This is a genomic window from Litoribaculum gwangyangense (assembly GCF_039543505.1).
Classification (GTDB): domain Bacteria; phylum Bacteroidota; class Bacteroidia; order Flavobacteriales; family Flavobacteriaceae; genus Litoribaculum; species Litoribaculum gwangyangense.
The window spans coordinates 848,425-868,627 of sequence record NZ_BAABJW010000001.1 but is presented as its reverse complement, the minus strand read 5'-3'; the positions used below and the strand labels follow the sequence as shown (position 1 = coordinate 868,627).

14 protein-coding genes are annotated in these 20,203 nt (G+C 34.4%); 3 read left to right on the top strand and 11 right to left on the bottom strand.

The window, feature by feature from the left end; all coding sequences use genetic code 11:
• Nucleotides 1-94 precede the first annotated feature (94 nt).
• Nucleotides 95-1,033 (top strand): DUF3078 domain-containing protein, encoded by a 939-nt coding sequence (locus ABD963_RS03795; protein ID WP_345275606.1) that lies wholly within the window; start codon nucleotides 95-97, stop codon nucleotides 1,031-1,033.
• Nucleotides 1,034-1,118: 85 nt separating this feature from the next.
• Here ABD963_RS03795 and hflX read toward each other — a convergent pair whose 3' ends face one another.
• A complete protein-coding gene (gene hflX / locus ABD963_RS03790) occupies nucleotides 1,119-2,336 on the bottom strand; it encodes a GTPase HflX (protein ID WP_345275605.1) in 1,218 nt (405 codons plus the stop codon).
• 74 nt (nucleotides 2,337-2,410) lie between these two features.
• Between hflX and ABD963_RS03785 the strand changes: the two genes are divergently transcribed.
• A complete protein-coding gene (locus ABD963_RS03785) occupies nucleotides 2,411-3,379 on the top strand; it encodes an endonuclease/exonuclease/phosphatase family protein (protein WP_345275604.1) in 969 nt (322 codons plus the stop codon).
• Nucleotides 3,380-3,422: 43 nt separating this feature from the next.
• Here ABD963_RS03785 and ABD963_RS03780 read toward each other — a convergent pair whose 3' ends face one another.
• Complete coding sequence (locus tag ABD963_RS03780; RefSeq protein ID WP_345275603.1) at nucleotides 3,423-4,901, bottom strand: DUF5689 domain-containing protein; 1,479 nt, start codon at nucleotides 4,899-4,901, stop codon at nucleotides 3,423-3,425.
• Between the two features lie 2 nt (nucleotides 4,902-4,903).
• Nucleotides 4,904-7,705: a carboxypeptidase regulatory-like domain-containing protein gene (locus tag ABD963_RS03775; protein WP_345275602.1), complete on the bottom strand. Its 2,802-nt coding sequence runs from the start codon at nucleotides 7,703-7,705 to the stop codon at nucleotides 4,904-4,906.
• Between the two features lie 117 nt (nucleotides 7,706-7,822).
• On the opposite strand from ABD963_RS03775, the gene ABD963_RS03770 reads away from it, so the two are divergent.
• Nucleotides 7,823-8,875, top strand: a complete 1,053-nt coding sequence (locus ABD963_RS03770; RefSeq protein ID WP_345275601.1) for an endonuclease/exonuclease/phosphatase family protein — start codon at nucleotides 7,823-7,825, stop codon at nucleotides 8,873-8,875.
• Here ABD963_RS03770 and ABD963_RS03765 read toward each other — a convergent pair.
• The 8 genes from ABD963_RS03765 to ABD963_RS03730 form a co-directional block, all read right to left on the bottom strand.
• Nucleotides 8,872-9,312 carry a hypothetical protein gene (locus ABD963_RS03765; protein ID WP_345275600.1) on the bottom strand — a complete coding sequence of 147 codons (441 nt, stop codon included), beginning with the start codon at nucleotides 9,310-9,312 and terminating at the stop codon, nucleotides 8,872-8,874. The genes ABD963_RS03770 and ABD963_RS03765 overlap by 4 nt on opposite strands.
• A 102-nt stretch (nucleotides 9,313-9,414) precedes the next feature.
• A complete protein-coding gene (locus ABD963_RS03760; RefSeq protein WP_345275599.1) occupies nucleotides 9,415-12,672 on the bottom strand; it encodes a TonB-dependent receptor in 3,258 nt (1,085 codons plus the stop codon).
• A gap of 175 nt (nucleotides 12,673-12,847) precedes the next feature.
• On the bottom strand, nucleotides 12,848-14,467 hold the full coding sequence (gene pgi / locus ABD963_RS03755) for a glucose-6-phosphate isomerase (protein WP_345275598.1): 1,620 nt from the start codon (nucleotides 14,465-14,467) through the stop codon (nucleotides 12,848-12,850).
• A 1-nt stretch (nucleotide 14,468) separates the two neighbouring features.
• Entirely contained in the window at nucleotides 14,469-15,785 is a 1,317-nt protein-coding gene (locus ABD963_RS03750) for a M23 family metallopeptidase (RefSeq protein WP_345275597.1), read from the bottom strand.
• Nucleotides 15,737-16,660: a tryptophan 2,3-dioxygenase family protein gene (locus ABD963_RS03745; RefSeq protein WP_345275596.1), complete on the bottom strand. Its 924-nt coding sequence runs from the start codon at nucleotides 16,658-16,660 to the stop codon at nucleotides 15,737-15,739. The genes ABD963_RS03750 and ABD963_RS03745 overlap by 49 nt, the downstream gene beginning before the upstream one ends.
• Nucleotides 16,661-16,666: 6 nt before the next feature.
• Nucleotides 16,667-17,449: a DUF3108 domain-containing protein gene (locus tag ABD963_RS03740; RefSeq protein WP_345275595.1), complete on the bottom strand. Its 783-nt coding sequence runs from the start codon at nucleotides 17,447-17,449 to the stop codon at nucleotides 16,667-16,669.
• A gap of 201 nt (nucleotides 17,450-17,650) precedes the next feature.
• The gene (hppD, locus tag ABD963_RS03735) at nucleotides 17,651-18,811 is read right to left on the bottom strand and encodes a 4-hydroxyphenylpyruvate dioxygenase (protein WP_345275594.1); all 1,161 of its coding nucleotides are present in this window, start codon (nucleotides 18,809-18,811) and stop codon (nucleotides 17,651-17,653) included.
• 99 nt (nucleotides 18,812-18,910) lie between these two features.
• Entirely contained in the window at nucleotides 18,911-20,068 is a 1,158-nt protein-coding gene (locus ABD963_RS03730; RefSeq protein WP_345275593.1) for a homogentisate 1,2-dioxygenase, read from the bottom strand.
• Nucleotides 20,069-20,203 lie beyond the last annotated feature (135 nt).

Genomic DNA, 20,203 nt, shown 5'->3' with positions numbered 1-20,203 from the left:
TTTTAACATTATACACCTTTTGTATTTAGTCTATCATTTTAATTATTTGACAAATACAAAAAATTTATATTTGCACGCATATAAAACCCAATAAATGAAAAAAATATTAGTGTTATTAATCCTAATTGGAGTCACCATTTCAGCACATTCACAAACCTTGGAAGAGTTAAAAGCTACCTTAGCGATACAAAAAGACTCTTTAAAAGCAATTCAAGAACGTGTTAATACTACCCAGGGCAAAATTAATGCCTTCCCTGGTTGGAAGAAAGCTGCTTTTGGTACAATTGGGGGCACATTTTCCAACTTCAACAATTGGTATGCACAAAGGTCTCCAAATAACAGGTCTGGTAATATTGGATTTACAGTAAATGCTTATGCTAACCTTGATACCGACTATTATTTTTGGAGAAATGCTGGTAATTTAAACTTATCTTGGGTTAAATTCGACGATAAAGACCGGGCAAATGACAATACAAGATGGCGTGAAGCTACCGATGTTTTCAATGTTACCTCTTTATATGGTATGAAATTAACTGAAACATTTGCCCTTTCTGGTTTGGGCGAATACAGAACCACCATTTTAAACAACTTCAATAATCCTGGATATTTAGATGCTGGTATTGGTGGGACCTGGACCCCTACTAAGGATTTAGTAATTGTTGTACACCCTTTAAACTACAACTTAGTATTTAGTAGAAACGATGTTATTTTTCAATCATCATATGGTACTAAAATATTGGTGGATTATACTAGGCAGATAAAAGAAGTGAGTTTTAAAACCAACTTATCCATGTTTAATAGTTACAAAAATGGAAACCTCTCTAACTGGACTTGGAACAACTCTTTTAGCTATTCTCTCTGGAAGATGATTGGTATTGGTTTTGATTTTGGTTTAAGGAACAACAAACAAGAAGCGTTAAAATTTGCTTTTGATAATTATGATGTCAATAGCGGCGATCCAATCCCAACTTTTGATACGGTAAATAACAAATTACAAACGTATTATACCATTGGTTTAAGCTATAAATTTTAACTAGCTATCAGATTTTTTGCGTTAGCGATTGAAGCCATCTTACAAGTAGTATGGAAAGCGCGACACGAAGGGTAACGTCCTTAAACTATTCCAGGTCTTCGTAATTGTAATCTGGATAAAGAAAGTGGTTGTAAGGAAAACGTGTAACGTGAATGTCTCTTACCTCATCGTATACGCGTTTTTTGAAATCCTCTAAATTCTTTTTATTCAGTGCTGAAATGAACAGCGCATTGTTTCCAACTTTACTCATCCAAGTGCTTTTCCATTCTTCAAGGGTGTAATGTCTTTCTGTTTTTTCGGTTTCTAAGTCGTCTTCATCCAGCGGTTCCGGTTTATAGGCGTCAATTTTGTTAAACACCATGATAGTGGGTTTATCGCTACTTTTAATTTCACCTAAAATTTTATTTACAGACTCTATATGTTCTTCAAAATTAGGATGTGAAATATCCACTACATGTAATAGTAAATCGGCTTCCCTCACCTCATCCAATGTGCTCTTAAAACTATCCACTAGTTGTGTCGGCAGCTTTCTAATAAACCCAACGGTATCACTTAATAAAAAAGGCAGATTTTGTATAACCACTTTACGAACGGTAGTATCGAGTGTTGCAAAGAGTTTATTCTCAGCAAATACGTCGCTTTTACTAATCACATTCATTAAGGTAGATTTTCCAACATTGGTATAGCCTACCAAGGCTACTCTAACCATAGCACCACGGTTGCCACGTTGGACAGCCATTTGTTTGTCAATGGTTTTAATCCGTTCTTTTAAAAGGGAAATTTTATCACGTACTATACGTCTATCTGTTTCAATTTCGGTTTCACCTGGTCCACGCATTCCGATACCTCCTTTTTGGCGTTCAAGGTGCGTCCACATACCTCTTAAACGAGGTAACAAATATTCACATTGTGCTAATTCTACTTGGGTGCGTGCATAACTGGTTTGGGCACGTTGTGCAAAAATATCAAGTATTAAATTCGTTCTATCTAATACTTTCACATTCAAAATCTTACTAATATTGCGTTCCTGTGCTGCCGATAACTCATCATCAAAAATGGCGGTTCCCACTTCATTATCCTCAATAAATTGGCGCACTTCTTCCATTTTACCACTACCTATAAATGTTCTGGGATCTGGGTGATCCATTTTTTGGGTAAAACGTTTTACAGCATAACCTCCCGCCGTATAAGTTAAAAACTCCAATTCATCTAAATATTCCTTAGATTTTTCTTCGCCTTGTTCTTTAGTAATAATACCTACCAAAACGACCTTTTCTAAGGATATGTCTTTCTTTTCAATCATATAAACAAATAATGCACAAAGTTACGTAAATGAAACCATTTTAATTTTTATATTTTTAAAGCTAATTTAGATTTATGGTAGATTCTTATGATGGCATTCCCGTAAACCACGATATGCAAACCGTGGCTTTTTATAACCTTGAAAATCTTTTTGATTTAGTTGATAACCAACTTACCAACGATAATGATTTTTTACCAACATCGGTTAAAAGATGGACTCCCAAAAGATATGATAACAAACTTAGAAAACTAAGTTTCGCCATTTCAAACATTGGGCGCAAAGAAACCGGAAAGCATCCTGCTATAGTGGGTTTAGCTGAAGTAGAAAACGCCAAGGTAATTGAGGATTTAATCACTTCAAAACATTTAGAGGGATATGATTATAATTATGTGCATTACAATTCACCTGATGAAAGAGGCATTGATGTGGCTTTACTTTATGACTCGAAAGCCTTTGAAGTTTTGAATTCTGAAACGTTTACTGTAATGCTGTTTAATGATGAAGGATTACCTGATTATACGCGAGATATATTATTGGTTACTGGTTTGCTAGATGGTGAAAAGGTACATGTAATTGTTAATCATTGGTCATCAAGACGTGAGGGCGAAAAAGAAACCGAACATAAACGTTTGTCTTCATCAAAGAAAGTTATTGAGATAATTTCATCCATTAGACTTGAAGATGAACATGCTAAAATCGTGGTTATTGGCGATTTTAATGATGAACCACAAAACCATAGTATTAAGCTATTGGTTGAAGGTTGTAAATTGTACAACCCCATGGAAACCCTGCGTTCTTACAGTAGAGGTACTACTTACCATAACCGCCAATGGAATTTGTTTGATCAAATTATGTTATCTTCAAATTTTTTAAAATCTTCTAACCATTTATTTGAATATTTTTCAGCTAATATTTTTGATGAAGATTTTTTAAAACTCTTCAACGGACCTTATAAAGGGTCGCCCTTTAGAACGTATGTTGGCAAAAAATACAAAGGAGGTTACAGTGATCATTTCCCTGTTTATGTGATACTGAAGAAATAAAAAAAGCCCACAAAAAGTGGGCCTTTTTACACTCTAAACCTATTTAGAAGTCTATGCTTATATCGTCTAGTTCATAGGTACCGTCAAAATCTGCTTCGCCACTTCCAGTGTACTTAAAGGCTATATATACAGTTCCAGATACACATGATAAATTTACAATTCCAGAGTCAAACCAACTACTAAAACTATCACTATCTTGGGTAATGTAAGCATCGGTTAGCACGCCCCAAGTGGCCGTTGATATTCCAGATTCGGTACCATCCCAATCTGTTGATAATAACACTTCCATATTACTACCATCAGAAAAACTATTAGAGGTTTTAAAAACTAATGTTTCATTTTCTTGAGCATCTAAATTGATAGCCGGAGTTATTAACCATGCAATTGTTGATACATCGTTAGACCGAAAAGAACCTACTCTTGCTGATATTCCTAGAGATGCATTGGATCCTGTTGCCGAATACGCTTCCCAACCTTCGGTTCCAGATTGGATATAGTTGGTCCATCCATTACCAGATATTGGCGCATTTCTTATTTGAGTTTCAAAATTATCTGCAAATAAGTTATTAGTTCCTTGACTTGACGCAATGCCACAACTCAATTCAATAGGGTCACATCTTTCATTATTATCAAAAACAATATCTGAAGTACTATTAATTATTAAGACGTTAAAATCATCGCGGAAGTCTCTACTAAAAATCCCTTTTATAGAACCTTTTAACTGTGGGACTTGAAGTGACTTAAAATCAGCAAAAGTACTGGTTTGTAATATTATTGTAGAACTGTTTTCACAGCTTTCAATGGTTCTAAAACCATCAAACTCATCATCTGGTTCTCCCGCAAAAGTCTTGTCCAATTCATTTCTGTTTATCTGCACATCGTTTAATTGAATGTATGTGTTTTCATCAGCTTCTGTTAATTCAGATATGGAAACTATTTTAGGAGTTATGGTTGCCACTTCAGGAGTTCTTAAAATAAAATCTTTGTACTCAAACGCTTGGATTTGCCCAATATCACTCCCATCTCCTTTACCAATAACTATAACCCCGTTAGCTTCACCAATTGTGAGTCCGCTTAAATTAACAATAACTCTACGCCCAAACTCATAAGTATCACTTAAACTGGCCACATTTATTGATATTCTAAAACCAAGTCTTGGGTCATTGGTTGGGTTGCTATCGTCTATTTTATTCTGAATGATTAATTCTTCAAAATAGTTGCCCGAACGGTCACTTGAAACAACATAACCTTCTATATATAATTCTTCATCTAAGCCTATTATGGCCGTATCATCCCCATTGGCTTGTGCTTGTTCTAAACGTGATTTTACAGCTTCAAAAGTCGTAATTTTATCTGAAGGAATATTGGGTTCATTAATTGTTAGATCAGGTAAGTTATAATCATCATCATTCACACACGATGCTATAAAAACAGTAAGCGCCAAAACACTTAAAACCGTTAAAAATTTATTTGAATTACTCATAATGCTTTTATTATTTGATATTTTATTTTTCTTTTTCATAGTTAAAAGGATAAGTACACATTCAGGAAATATGTTGCGCCAAACCCGTAAAAGTATTTTGAACCAAAAACGGGTGTGTCTAGAGCTTTATCATCTCGTAATTGCCTGTAATTGGCATTTCTTCCTTGTTCAAAGCCTCCAGATCTATAAACTTCATCCAGCACATTATTGATACTAGCAAAAAAACCAATAAATTTATCACCTATTTTCCACGATTTGCCTCCTACTAAGTTTACAACCATGTAGTCATCAAACTTTTCTTGTCTTAACAATTCTCTGGCTAAATCTTCATCATAATCATTAAAAGTATTACCATCAAAATCGGTTGTGAAGTTAGATGATCTAATCAAAGGACTTACATCTATGTAAGTATTGGTAAAAAAATTAGCCGTGGCACCAATCCACCAATAGTCAGGGTCTCGATACTCAAACCCAACAGAATAGGCTCTGTGGGGTCCTGCGGCTATTTTATAATCTTTTAAATTTGATTGACCAAAATCTTTAAACCCATCTATAAAACCTGCGGCTACAGATTCATCATCGGCCTCTGTGGTTAAAAATAAATTAGGGTTATTATCATAAGTGAACTGACCAACGGAGGCAACCCCTTTTAATTTGATGGTTGGTGTTACCTGTGCTTCAATTCCCAACTCGCCACCAATATGTCTTTTATCAATCCCTTGCAAAATTTCTTGAACAAAAGCGGTATTATCACCCCCTATACCATCAGCAAAGAAAAAGGATATTTCGCTGGCATCTTCTATTTTGGTATAATAACCTGTTAGTTTGGCTTTTAATATAGGAGATCTAAAAATATAACTAGCATCGGCAGAGGTTACTTTTTCCTCAGTGATGTTAGGCACTATATTGTGGTTTTCTCTTGAATTAGAATAGGTATTACGTAAGGATGGTGCTCTAGTAATATAACCTCCATTAAAATCTAATAAATGTTTTCCTGAAATTTTATAAGTAACTCCAGCTTTAGCTCCAAACCCCGTAAAGTTTAATTTTTCGCCTTTACCAAAAGAGTTGTTAGCGAAGCCCCCGTTTTGGTACAACCCTTCTCGTTGGTATTCGGTATTTGAAATACTTCCTGAAAGGTAAAAATCCACTTTATTGTATTTAAATTGGGCTTGTGCATAACCATTCATAACATTTGCAAGAAGATTGTAGTTGTAGGCAAATCTATCGCCTTCGGTTACAATTCTATTGGGATTGCGCAAATCGTTTTGTGCTTCATCAATATCTGTTGCGAACGCATCTACATCCAAATACGTACTTGCACCCAGTAAATCCAACACTTGAGCAAAATTTTCAGATCGCAATGATTTGTAATTAACCGATGCGTTTAAAATGATGTTATCATTAAGTTCACTGGTTAAAATGGTATTAAGTGTTAGTTGCTTATCATCAACTCTATCTTCATATAAGGCGTAAATAGCATTACCGCCATTTCTAGCATTGGATATATTGGCTTGATACATGCTGTTCCAATCAATTTGCCCATCGTTTAGAAATTGTTGTTGCAACCCATAAGCCACACTCGTATCGTCTGGGAAATTTCTTAAAGCATAGCTTGGTAACTTTTGATAGTATGTTGGACTGGGGTTAGCACCTCCGCCCTGTGGGAAACCATTTATCAAATCCGTACCATTGTTATTCAATCGGCTGTTTCCAATTTGTCCAAATTGATAGCCAATATTGGTGTTTAAAGTAGTTTTACTAGATATATCCCAATAGTGGTTCAACATTAAAATGGGTTGTTCAATTTCTCTCATACGGGAGTTTCGTTTTTCACCATCTTGCCAACCCCAATATTCATTGTAACGGATGCCTTTTAAATCGACAACTTCTAGAGTGTTAGGTGATGATCTTCCTCGCCGGTTTGGTGCGTAAATAGAGACAAAATTAATACTATGCTTCTCATTAAATTTCTTTTCGACAGAAGCAAAAATGGAGGTGGCATCATATAAGGTGGCATCTTGGAACCCTTCATTACCCCAACGCCTTCCTAATGATACGGTAAATGCCCAATCATTTTTTAATAGTCCAGAAGCATAGGTAGCCATTAATCTGTTATTGTAGGTTCTGTCTGAAGAAGAATAGGTTAAACGAGAGCCTGGTCTTGCTTGTGATGCCCGAACATTTATATTGGTGGTTCCTAAAACACCTCCAAAATTATAACTAGACGGAGATAATCCTAGGGTTAATTCTTGATTTCTCATGACATCATTCAAACCTCCCCAATTGTTCCATTGTGGTCTGCCATCAAAAAGCTTGTTCATTTCTATCCCATTGATTAGAATCGAACCATTCTCAGAATCCAAACCTCTCAATCTATAGAATGATTGACTAAATTCAAAAGCCGCCGTTCTTTGGAATACATCTAATGAGGATGACAATAATCCTGAAATATTATCAGCGCCTCCACCGTCGTCATTCAATTCATCATCCGAGAGTGTTATGGTAAACAAATCCTGACTTGAGGTGAAATCCCTCTCCAAAGTCATATCAGAGATATCCACAATACTATTTTTGTTGACAACAATAGGATACCTTTTAGTGATGTATCCGCTTTTAGAAATTCTTAAAACCTGTTCTCCCAATGGAACATTTACAGAGAACATAAATTCTCCAAGAACATCTGTTTGAATAGTTTGTTCGGTTTCCTCAATGGTAATACTAACATTTGAAATGGGCTCAAACGAAACCGCATCTTTTACACTACCTTTAACTATGGTTTGCGCAAATACTGATGAAAACGAAAAAAAACCTATCAAAAAAATGAGTAATTTTTTTTTCATACTTAAGTTTGTAAAATAATAATTATTTAATATTTACAAACTTACTGTATTTATAAGAAATATTTACTTTTGGCTTAAATTTTGTAATCAAAATAACGATAACTTAATATATCAATAATGAACAAATTGAGATTGTGTTTATTAACTCTTTTACTATGTGGAATTTTAATTGTTACTGCACAAGAAAAGAAAACCTATAAAATACACGGTATTGCTTTTTATAATCTTGAAAACTTATTTGATCCGATAGATGACCCTACCAAGTTTGATGAAGCTAGTCCTATTATGGAATTAAATACAAACAAAGAAGAGGCATATAAAAAGAAAATTAAGAATATGGCTCGGGTAATAGCTGATATAGGAAAGGATGTTACTAACAATGCTCCAGCATTAATTGGCGTATCGGAAGTTGAAAATAGAGAGGTTTTAGAAGATTTGATTAATGACTCACTTTTAATTGATAAAGATTATGGTATTGTTCATTATCATTCACCAGATGCTCGGGGTATTGATGTGGCTTTACTTTATCAGAAAAAGCTTTTCACACCCATATCAACAAGTAGCCACGAATTAAAAATTTATGATGATATTTCTAGAAAACGCGTCTATACAAGAGACCAATTATTGGTGAGTGGAAATTTAGAAGATGACCCCATACATATTATTGTAAACCATTGGCCTTCAAGAAGCGGTGGAGAGGCCAGAAGTAGACCAAAGCGTGTTGCTGCTGCCAAACTAACTAAACATTTAGTAGATTCATTACAAGTTATAGACCCTTATGCTAAAGTTTTTATTATGGGCGATTTGAATGATGACCCTACAAATTCCAGTGTTAAAGATGTATTAAAAGCCAAGAAAGATAGAAATAAAGTGGGTTTAAAGGGCATTTACAATCCCTATGAAAACTTTTTTAAAGACGGATTGGGCACAACTGCTTATAGAGATGCATGGAGTTTATTTGACCAGATTTTAATAACGAAACCCCTACTTGAAAAAGATTATTCTTCATATAGATATTATAAAGCGAGTATTTATAATGAAAACTACCTAATTACCAGTAAAGGGCAATATAAAGGCTATCCTTTTAGAAGTTGGTCCAATGGTGGCTTTAGTGATGGTTTTAGTGACCACTTTCCAGTTTGCGTTTATGTAATTAGAGAGGTTGATTAACCTAACCAAGTACTCCAAGGAATTCTTGACAAAAACAGTACGAGGGCTATTGTATAAAAAATAGCGATAGTTTTCAACTTGGCCTTGGATGTTAATTTCCTTTTATGCTTTGAATACCCTATGGTAATTAAAGCAACCGCAATGATATTTATGAAAGGATGTTCTACTAAATACAACCTATTCACTGAATCTTTCATAATCTCACCCATACCCAATTCACTAAACATTTGCAATCTTGGTGATACAAAATATAAAACCAACCCAATTAACAATTGAATGTGCGAAACAATAAGCGTGAATAATGATTTTCTAAAGTCATTGGCTTCGTATTCTTTGTCCCCAAAGGTTTTTATTAAAGCATTAACCGTTGCAATTATTAAAACTAAAAGCACTAAATAAGCCCAATAGGAGTGAAGTGTTCTTACTATTTCGTACATGATTATTTTTATTTGTTAATATTTAGCAAATGTAATAATTAAAAGCATAAAAAAACCGCTTCAAATTAAAGCGGTTTTTTTATTATTATGATTTAATTGTAATTAGTTAAAAGTATATCTTAAACCAACTTGTGCTTGCCATCTTGAACTTTGGATACCACTATCATCATATAAAACTGGACCATTCTCAAGAACATTTTCTACCAATCTGAAAACTGGTGTGTTACCTGCTCCAGCACTTCTAGTTTCTAAAATTGAAGTGTTACCTGATGCAAACGCTTGTCTTCCCCAATCCTTATTTAAGAAGTTTGTAAAGTTAAAAATATCGATTGACAATTGTAACGTATTTTTCTTTTTTAATGCTGGGAAAGAAATATCTTGTAATAATTTAAAATCAAGTATGTGACTCCAAGGACCTCTAGAACCATTTCTTTCCGCATATTGTCCTCTTCTGGTTTTCAAATAACTATCATTTTCAATATAACTATTTAAAATAGCCCATTCATCGGCTGTACCAGCGGCAGAACCCGATCTATCTTCCAATACAATTTCCGATGCATTGGCAGGAACATACATTAAAGCATTATCTCTACTATCATCATTTAAAAGAAAACTACCTGCTCTATATACATAAGAGTATGGACTTCCTTGAGAACCATTATAGAATAAACCAATAGTAGTTTTGATGTTATCGTTCCAGTCAATTTCATAAGACATATTACTTGAAATTCTATGTCCTTGAGCAAAATCAGACCTAGTTACAGGTAAAACTGAATTTTTACCATTTACCGTTTGCTGATTTCTCCATTGTGAACTGTTTTGAGAAGAGGTTCCATCAAAAATAGCATTAGCCTCTCCATAAGAGTACGATACCTGGCCTGCAAAACCATTTTCAAAAGGCTTTCTAAGAGTAAAGGCAGCATTCCATGAATTTCCGCCTCCAGTATTAGACGCTAAATAAATACCATTATAAGTTGGATCAATTCGGGCAGATCTGTTATAAACTGGTCTATTATCAGCTCCTGCTAAACTTCCCACAGGACCTCCTAAATTTAAATTTTCATAATAAATATCAGTAATATTATCATTCCAAATAACGTCTGCACTAGCTATTAAACCCCAAACTGGTAGTTTTTGATCTACAGCAAAGTTTACTTTAAATCTTTGAGGCAATTTAAAGTTTGAAGCAAATAAATCTACGTTTCCAGAAGTTGCACCTGATCCTGGCGCAATATGCACTGGTTGGTTATTAACATCAGGGTTAAAAAAGATAGGATTAGCAAAATTACGTTCATCGCTAGAACCACTATTTAATCCATTACTATTATATGTAGCTCCTGGCCATACTAAAGGCAATCTAGATGTAAAAATACCTAATCCACCACGTATTTGGGTTGATTTATTTCCATTGACATCCCAATTAAAGCCTATTCTTGGTGATACATGAACGGTAGTACTTACACCACGTCCTACTTGTGCACCTTGTAAATCTTTACCTGCCGCTTCTAGAATTGGAATTGTTCTATCATTGAAATCCTCATTTACAGGGCCATCTGACCAAACAGGAACATCAAAACGAATACCTGCTGTTAACTTGAAATTATTCGACATTTGTACTTCGTCTTGGAAATAAACTCCCGCTTGAAATACTTCAAACTCTGAAGCTCCTGTAGATTCATCTCCAACTGCTGTACCACCTGAAAGCGAATAACCTTTATCATAATCTGAAGCAGCTAATCCAGCTAAAAATTGTTCTAATCCAGAAAGACCTAAAGATGAGCTGTTTCTAAAACGATAACTTCCAAAGTTATTTGGAATGAATAAGTTTTTCATTTTAGAGTACTCATTATGTGTACCTATGGTGATTGTGTGTCTTCCTTTAAATATTTCAAAATTATTAGTAAAAGTAAAAATATCTTGATTTAAAAGGTTCGCAGTTGAAAATGGTTCAGATCCAAAAAAGATACTTCCACCTGATCCATCATCTAGTCTTACTGTAGGAAATGGCGTTCCTTCAGGATCTCTATCATCTCTTACTGTTTTGTACGCTATAGTCATACTATTTGCAAACTTATTACCGTAGGATGAATTCCATTGTAATGTTGTTGCATTGGTCTTGTTAACAAAAAGTTCAGAACCATTTAAGAAATTTATTGACCCGTTTGATGAATTACGGGCTTCTAAATTATCAACATCCTGTAATCTATGGGTTAATGTCAAACTATGATTTTCGTTAATATTCCAATCTACTTTTGCAGTAACCATATTATTTACCAGTGTCGAAGCATTATTATCATAAATACCCGGATCGTAACCATAGTTAGAAATTAAAAATTGTCTCAGCGATTCGATATCTGAAGCTGAAGAATCTCCTAAATAATTACTGATGTTGAATGGTTGTGGCGTTTCATTATCCTGTTTTTCGTAATTAACAAAAATGAATAATTTATCTTTTACTATTGGCGCTCCAACTCTAACACCATAAGTTAATGCCGTGAAGTCAGCCAATTTTTCTCTAGTATCACCACTATTGGTTAAAACCGCTGGTGTTTTTCCAGCAAGATCTTGATTTCTGAAAAAAGTATAAATAGAACCTTCTACATTGTTAGATCCAGAACGTGTAATGGCATTAATAGCACCACCTGTAAATCCAGAAATTTTAACATCAAAAGGCGCTAATTGAATTTGAATTTGCTCTAATGCATCAATTGAAAAAGGGTTGGCACCAGTTTGTCCACCATCAGTACCTGAACCTGCTAATCCAAATACATCATTACTAACGGCACCATCTACTGTAAAATTGTTAAATCTATTATTTTGTCCACCCAAAGAAACCGAGAATCCATCATTGCCTTCACTAAGTTGTGCTTGCGGTGTAGCTCTCAAAAAATCTGCGACAGATCTAGAAGCTGAAGGAATTGTAGCAAGATCTCTCCTGCTCACTGTCGTTTCTGCACCAGTTCTGTTAGAATCAAACACATTATTACGTGTGGTCGTAATAACAACTTCTTCTAAAGCATTAGCTTCTTCTACTAGTTGTTTGTTAATTGATGTTGTTTGTCCAAGTGTTAATTGAAGCCCATCCTCTGAAAATTCAGCATATCCTACATAACTAATAGTGACTGAATATGGTCCCCCAGGTCTCATATTTGAAATCCTGTAAAACCCATCAAAATCTGTAGCGGCTCCATAAACAGTTCCAGTTGGGAGATGCTTAACAAGGACATTTGCCCCAGGTAAAGGCTCTCCATTAGTGTCTGTGATTCGCCCATTAAGAGCAGATGTTGTCGTTTGTGCAAATCCCACTGAGGTAACCAGCATTCCTACAAGCATCATTAAAATTTGAGTAATTTTTCTCATAATTTTTAAAGATTAATTATTTATTGTTTGAAATTAGTCTTTGCAAAAGTAAGTATTAAATACTTTTATATATTACACAAATGTTAAGAAATTTAACGTTTGTTAATAACTAATTGAATTTTTTTATGAAAATAAAATAGGGTTTGCTTGGTTTTTATGAGAATCCTTTTGAGTTTTAAGATAAACTCTTATAATAATTCAATAAATTATGAGTCGAAGAATCATGTTTATTATTTGCTTTATTGTTAATTTCTTGTAAAATTTTCGTTGCTAATTGTTTCCCTAACTCTACTCCAAACTGATCATAGCTAAATATATTCCAAATAATACCTTGTACAAATATTTTATGCTCGTACATGGCTATAAGTTTTCCCAAGCTTTCTGGAGTAAGCTTATTAATAAATATTGTATTTGTAGGCTTATTGCCCTCGAATATTTTAAATGGTACAATATCTTTTTGAGTACCTTCAGCGATTACTTCAATTTCTGTTTTTCCATTTAATAACGCTTCTGTTTGCGCCAGAAAATTTGAAATCAACTTGTCATGATGGTCTTGGTTTCCATGAAGTGACTTTGCAAAACCTATAAAATCGGCAGGAATTAATTTAGTGCCTTGATGTATTAACTGAAAAAAAGCGTGTTGCGCATTGGTTCCCGGTTCTCCCCAAATAATGGTACCTGTTTGATAATCTATGGGATTCCCATTTCTATCAACACTTTTCCCGTTACTTTCCATAATACCTTGTTGCAAATACGTTGCAAACTGGTTTAAATATTGCGTATAAGGAATAATGGCTTCGCTTTCAGCTTTAAAAAAGTTATTGTACCAAATACTTATCAATGCTAAAACGACAGGGATATTGGATGAAAAATCTTCATTTTTAAAATGTTCATCCATTTTGTTGGCGCCTTGTAATAAATTATCAAAATTATTGTATCCAATGGCCAAACTTATGGTTAAACCAACGGCGCTCCAAAGTGAAAAACGCCCTCCCACCCAATCCCACATGGGGAAAATGTTGTTTTCATCAATACCAAAATTCTTTACGTTTTTAATATTCGTTGAAACCGCAACAAAATGCTTTGCAATGGCATCTTCACTAGCAGATTTTAAGAACCAAGATTTTATGGTATTGGCGTTGGAAAGCGTTTCTTGAGTAGTAAATGTTTTAGAAACTATTACAAACAGTGTTGTTTCAGGATTTAACTTTTTTATGATTTCGTTTACATGGTCACCATCAACGTTGCTTACAAAATGCGTGGTTAGATGATTTTTGTAGTATTGCAAAGAATCTACAACCATGGCGGGACCAAGATCAGAACCACCAATGCCAATATTCACAACATCGGTAAATGTTTTTCCAGTAAATCCCTTTAAATGGCCATTTACTACATTATTAGTGAATAAATTAATTTTTTCTTTTACTTTATAAACTTCAGGCATTACATTAACGCCTTCTACTTTAAATTCTGTATTCTCTGGTGCACGTAGTGCAGGATGCAAAACCGCTCTTCCTTCCGTTTGATTTATAAATTCGCCAGAAAATTGACTTTTAATAGCTTCTTTTAGTTTTACCTCATCAGTCAATTCAAGCAAATATCTAAACGTTGTTTCATTTATTCTATTTTTTGAAAAATCTACATAAAAATCTTCATATTTGATGGTGTATTTACTCGCTCTATCTTGGTCTTGAGCAAATAGATCTTTCATATGATAATCCTTGACTTCTTCAAAATGTTCTTGTAGTTTTTTCCAAGATTTGGTTGTTGTTGGGTTTATTTTTGGTAAAGCCATATTATGAATTTGCTTGTCTAATAATAGTTTGTTCCGGTTGTTGTTTTAAGTCCTCAGGAGAAAAATAAATGTTATCTAACTGATTTTTAATAGGTTTAATATATTCTAAATATTTAGTCTTTAAAGAATCCGAAATAGGTTTAGCCTCAGGAAGTTTTTGCCTGAAAGGGTCTACCTGTTTGCCATTTACCCAAAAACGATAGCACACATGTGGGCCTCCCGTATTGCCAGTCATACCCACATAGCCAATAACATCGCCTTGTTTAACGAACTGGCCCTTTTTAACATTTTGTCTTGACATATGAAGATACTGAGTTTCATAAGTAGCGTTATGACGAATTTTTACATATTTCCCATTTCCGCCTTTACGGGTAGATTCTGTAACCGTTCCATTCGCAGTAGCACGAATAGGAGTTCCTACAGGTGCCGCAAAATCGGTGCCTTTGTGAGGGCGTAAAGCGTAACCATAGTAGGCGATTCTTCGTTTTAAATTGTACCTAGAAGAAATTCTACCAAATTGAATAGGTGATTTTAAAAAAGCGCGGCGTAAATTTTTGGCTTCTTCATTAAAATAATCAATAATGCCTTTCACTGTATCTGTTTGATACCTGAAAGCGTAAAACGGTTCGTCTTTATGCTCAAAATAAGCCGCCTTAACATTATGGATACCTGTATAAATGGTATCGTCAATGAACTTATCTGTGTAAATCACCTTAAAACGGTCTCCTTTTTGTAAGCGTCTAAAGTCTATGGTCCAAGCATAAATTTCATCGGCCAATTTGTTGGTTAAAACTGGGCTAACACCTTGTTCATCAAGAGTCTCCGAAATACTACTTGTAATGATACCTGTTATCGTTTTTTCAACATATTTAATAGGCTTCCTGCTTGTATAAGCATGGATGGAATCTTGAAAATTAATTACTACGTATTCCTCTAGATTAGGTTGATAGATAAAGCACCGAGGTGTTTCCAAAGAATCTTTTGAGCAAAGAAGCGTGTAGGGTTTTCCAAGCTGAAGTTTTCTAATATCAAAAGTATCTTTAGCTTTTTCGGCGATATGAAATATTTTGGGATACCCTATTTTGTTACGCTCCAAAATCACACCAAAACTATCTCCTTTTCTTATGGTATCTCTTTTAACAACGTAATCATTTAAATTAAAACCAAACTCCAAAATCTCTTCTGGTTCTTCAACAATGGCTAATTCTTCTTCAAGTATAGGTTTTTCTTCTTCTTTTTTACAAGCTATTATACCAAACACAATAGCAATTAGAACGAGATATTTGTTCCCCAAGTTTCTTTTTCTTTGTCTGTCCATAAATCTGGAAAAAATATTCTTTTTTGATATTTTGGATGCATATACTTAACCCATTCACTACCTCCAGTAGCTTCTGCTGTTTTACCGTTTATATTTAAATAATGATTAGCTGTATTGTAATGTGCCATCACCCATTTTATGTTAACCGTATAATCATAATGCTTCATAGCATCAATTAACGCTTTATTTTCTCTAGCCTCTTTTGGAAGCGATTTAAATTTGGAATATAAATTATTGAATTGATAAAACTTTGTAAATCTAATAAATTCCTCTTTATACCGCTCTTCAAATGCGGTTAATGTGTAAGTTTTTTTTCCTGACTTATAATCTTTCCCTGCAGCTTGCCAATATAAGTGTTCAAAAGCATGTTCGTAAGATGAGTTTCTATCTATGGTATCCCTAAATCTTTTATCTATTAGATTGATAAGTTCGGTTGATGCAAATTCAATTTTTCGATATTGGGCACTTTGAAAACCACTAGCAGGCGTTAAAGTAGTCCTGAATTTATTGTATTGCTTTATGTCCATTCCGTCTTTCATAATGCTGAAAGAAGAGGTTAGTACATCAAAATAGCGACTAACACGCATGATTTTATCAGTGAACGTTTCAGTAGTAATGTTATCATTCTTAGCCACTTGTTCAATCTCGCTCAGAATCATCTTGAACAAAAGCTCTGAGATTTGATGGTACATAATAAATACCTTCTCATCTGGAAAAACCGTGCGCTGTATCTGAAGATTTAATAAAGCATCTGTTTGAATGTAATCCCAATAATTGATGGGTTTGCTATGTAAAAGCCCTTCTAAATGTGCCTCAACATCTTGGTCTATGGCTTCGTATTTTTCTTTAAGTTGTTTGGTGATTTTGGAGTTCAAAATGTGCTAATTTTTTACAACTATTCTAAAAGGATGTTTCAACCCTTTAAAGGCTTCTAAATCGGCTCGTAAAGAACCTATTCTTAGGTCCGCCTTAATGCGTAAAGGTACTTTATTTTTGTCTTTTGAAACCCACAAAGTTAAACTTTCTTCTTCCTTAAAAACCCTTCCTGCCATAACATAAGGCCTGAATTTTAAAGCTTCTATATCTCCAAAATCCGTATCTATAATCTCTTCACCTAAATACTTAAGCTTAAAGCCATAGTTTTCTTCATCAAAAAACATATCTGTGCGTATTTCGTCACCTATTTCCAATTTGCTAACATCTATACTATTACGAAGGTAATAATAGGTTGATACCATGTCTTGGATATTTGGTTTAGTTTCAAAAACTTTTTGGTTATTGTGCTTTTTATCATTTACAAAAGCCTTATTGTTTTCATGATCAAAGGTGATTTCAATATCTTTAGTATGACCGCCCTCGTCAATATTTCTTATGAATTTATATGGTTTGTTAGTTTTCTTGTCGAAATATGATTCGTATCTATCTTTTACTTTGAAAAACCATTTTATCATACCAGTTGTCCAACCTTTCCCTACAACATGATAAACATCTTTATCATCTAATTTGGTATCTTTTACAGTAAGGGTGGCGTTACCGGCCTTTAACCAATTGCTATAGCTCATTTTGAATTTGAACCATTCGCCATCACCAAATGCTGATTCTTGCTGCGCACTTGATATTTGAATGGTTGCTAGCGCTATGAATGTAAGTAGTAAATTTTTCATCTTTATTTGGGTAATTGTATTGTAACACTTAATGCTCTAATTTATTGTTACAAGCAAGAAATTACAATTACTGTTCCAAAAATATAAAATTTCTTCACATAGCTCGTTATGATTAAAAACTCTTAACGTTAAAATGATTTATAAAAACGCCATCAATTAAAGTTTTGATGGCGTTTTAAATTGTTTAAAGTATCCCTAAGTTTACAGGGTACCTCTGTTTGCTTGTTCACGTTCAATAGATTCAAAAAGCGCCTTAAAGTTGCCAGCTCCAAACCCACGTGCTCCCATGCGCTGAATGATTTCAAAAAATAGGGTTGGCCTATCTTCAACAGGTTTTGTGAAAATCTGTAATAAATAGCCTTCTTCATCCGCATCAATCATAATGCCTAAGCTTTTAAGGGTTTCTATATTTTCTCGAAGTTCATGACTGTGTTCTTCTAATCTTCCGGGAACAGCTTTATAATAGGCTTCCGGCGGTTTTGATAAAAACTCAACACCTCGTGCTCTTAATTGTGATACTGTGCTAATAATATCATCTGTTGCTACAGCGATATGTTGAACTCCTGCGCCCTCATAAAAATCAAGATATTCTTCAATTTGAGACTTTTTCTTTCCTTTTGCTGGTTCGTTTATTGGGAATTTTATACGTCCGTTTCCATTGCTCATTACTTTACTCATAAGCGCTGAATATTCGGTATGAATTTGCTTATCATCAAACGATAAAAAGTTTTCAAAACCCATGACGTCTTCATACCACTTTACCCATGTATTCATTTGTCCCCAACCCACATTACCGACCATGTGATCGATGTATTTTAAGCCTACAGAGGTTGGATTGTAATCGCTTTTCCACTCTCGAAACCCTGGCAAAAAGGGGCCATTATAGTTTTTACGTTCCACAAACATGTGCACAGTTTCACCATACGTATAAATCCCGGCTCTTACTACTTCCCCATGGTCATCCTTTTCTACAATAGGCCCCATATAAGATTTTGCGCCTCTACTGGTGGTTTCTTCATAAGCTTTTCTGGCATCTTCCACCCATAATGCAATCACTTTTACACCATCACCGTGTTTTACAATATGTTCATTAATTGGTGATTTGCTTGTTAAGGGCGTTGTTAAAACCAATTTGATTTTGTCTTGCTTTAAAACGTAACTTACTTGGTCTTTTGAACCTGTTTCTAACCCTTTATAAGCGTAGGATTGAAATCCAAATGCTGTTTTGTAAAAGTGAGCAGATTGTTTGGCATTACCAACATAGAACTCTACATAGTCCGTTCCTAAAAGCGGTAAAAAATCTTGTGCACCTTCAAATATTTTTTCTAAACCGTAGTTTACTGATTTTATGTCTTTACTCATTTTATTAAATGTTTTTTGTTTATTCGTTTAGTTATTAAGTTTATAACGAATATTTGATTTTTAGCCCTGATTAAAGCGGGTAATAGCTTCTAATTAAATTTATACTAACCAAGATTTATAATAGGAATCATCGGCTATTTTTAAGGCTTCTTCGGTAACTTTTAAAGGTTTAAAGGTATCTACCATAACAGCCAATTCATCGGTTTTTGTTTTACCAATACTACGCTCGGTTGCTCCTGGATGCGGACCATGGGGAATCCCCGCTGGATGTAATGAAATATGACCCGCTTCTATGTCGTTTCTACTCATAAAATCACCATCAACATAGTACAAAACCTCATCAGAATCTATATTGCTATGGTTATATGGTGCAGGAATGGATTGTGGATGATAATCGTAAAGCCTAGGCACAAAACTACACACTACAAAAGCATCCGTTTCAAACGTTTGGTGAACCGGTGGCGGTTGATGAATGCGCCCAGTAATGGGTTCGAAATCGTGAATTGAAAAGGCATAGGGGTAATTGTATCCATCGTACCCAACCACATCGAATGGATGAGATGCATAAACCATTTCGATAATATCGTCTTGTTTTTTTACTTTTATTAGGAAGTCGCCACTTTCGTTATTGGTTTCCAGCTCGTAAGGTCTACGAATATCTCGTTCACAAAACGGAGAATGTTCCAATAACTGACCAAACCAATTACGGTAACGTTTAGGTGTGTAGATTGGCCGACGTGATTCTACAATAAACAATCTATTATCCTCAGTATTAAAATCGATTTTATAAATAATCCCTCTTGGTACCAGGAGATAATCACCGTATTTGAAATCGAGGTTACCTAAATGCGTTCGCAATTTCCCTGAACCCTTATGAATAAAAATCAACTCATCAGCATCGGTATTTTTATAAAAGTAATTTTTAGTTGACTCCTTTGGAGCTGCTAAAACAATAGCACAATCACTATTCACTAAAATGGTTTTTCGGCTTTCTAAATAGTCATTTTCAGGTTTTACTTGAAATCCCTTTAACCGATACGATTGTATATTGTTCGATTTGGCAATTTTAGGTGCCACACTATATTGTTTTTTAATTGCTTTTACCTGGGTTGGTCGCTGCTCATGGTAGCTATTCGTAGACATGCCATCAAAACCAATGGTGCCAAATAATTGCTCATAATACAAACTACCATCTGGTTTTCTAAATTGGATATGACGTTTATGTGGAATATTTCCTAATTTATGATAAAAAGGCATTTTCTTAAAATTAAAAGTTAAAAAGATAAAGGTGTTAGCCTTAAGTAAGGTATATAAAGATACAAAAATGTCTACTTATTCAGGATTTCTCTTGATAAGAAAATGAAGATACTGAAATAAGTCTTTCCAGAATAA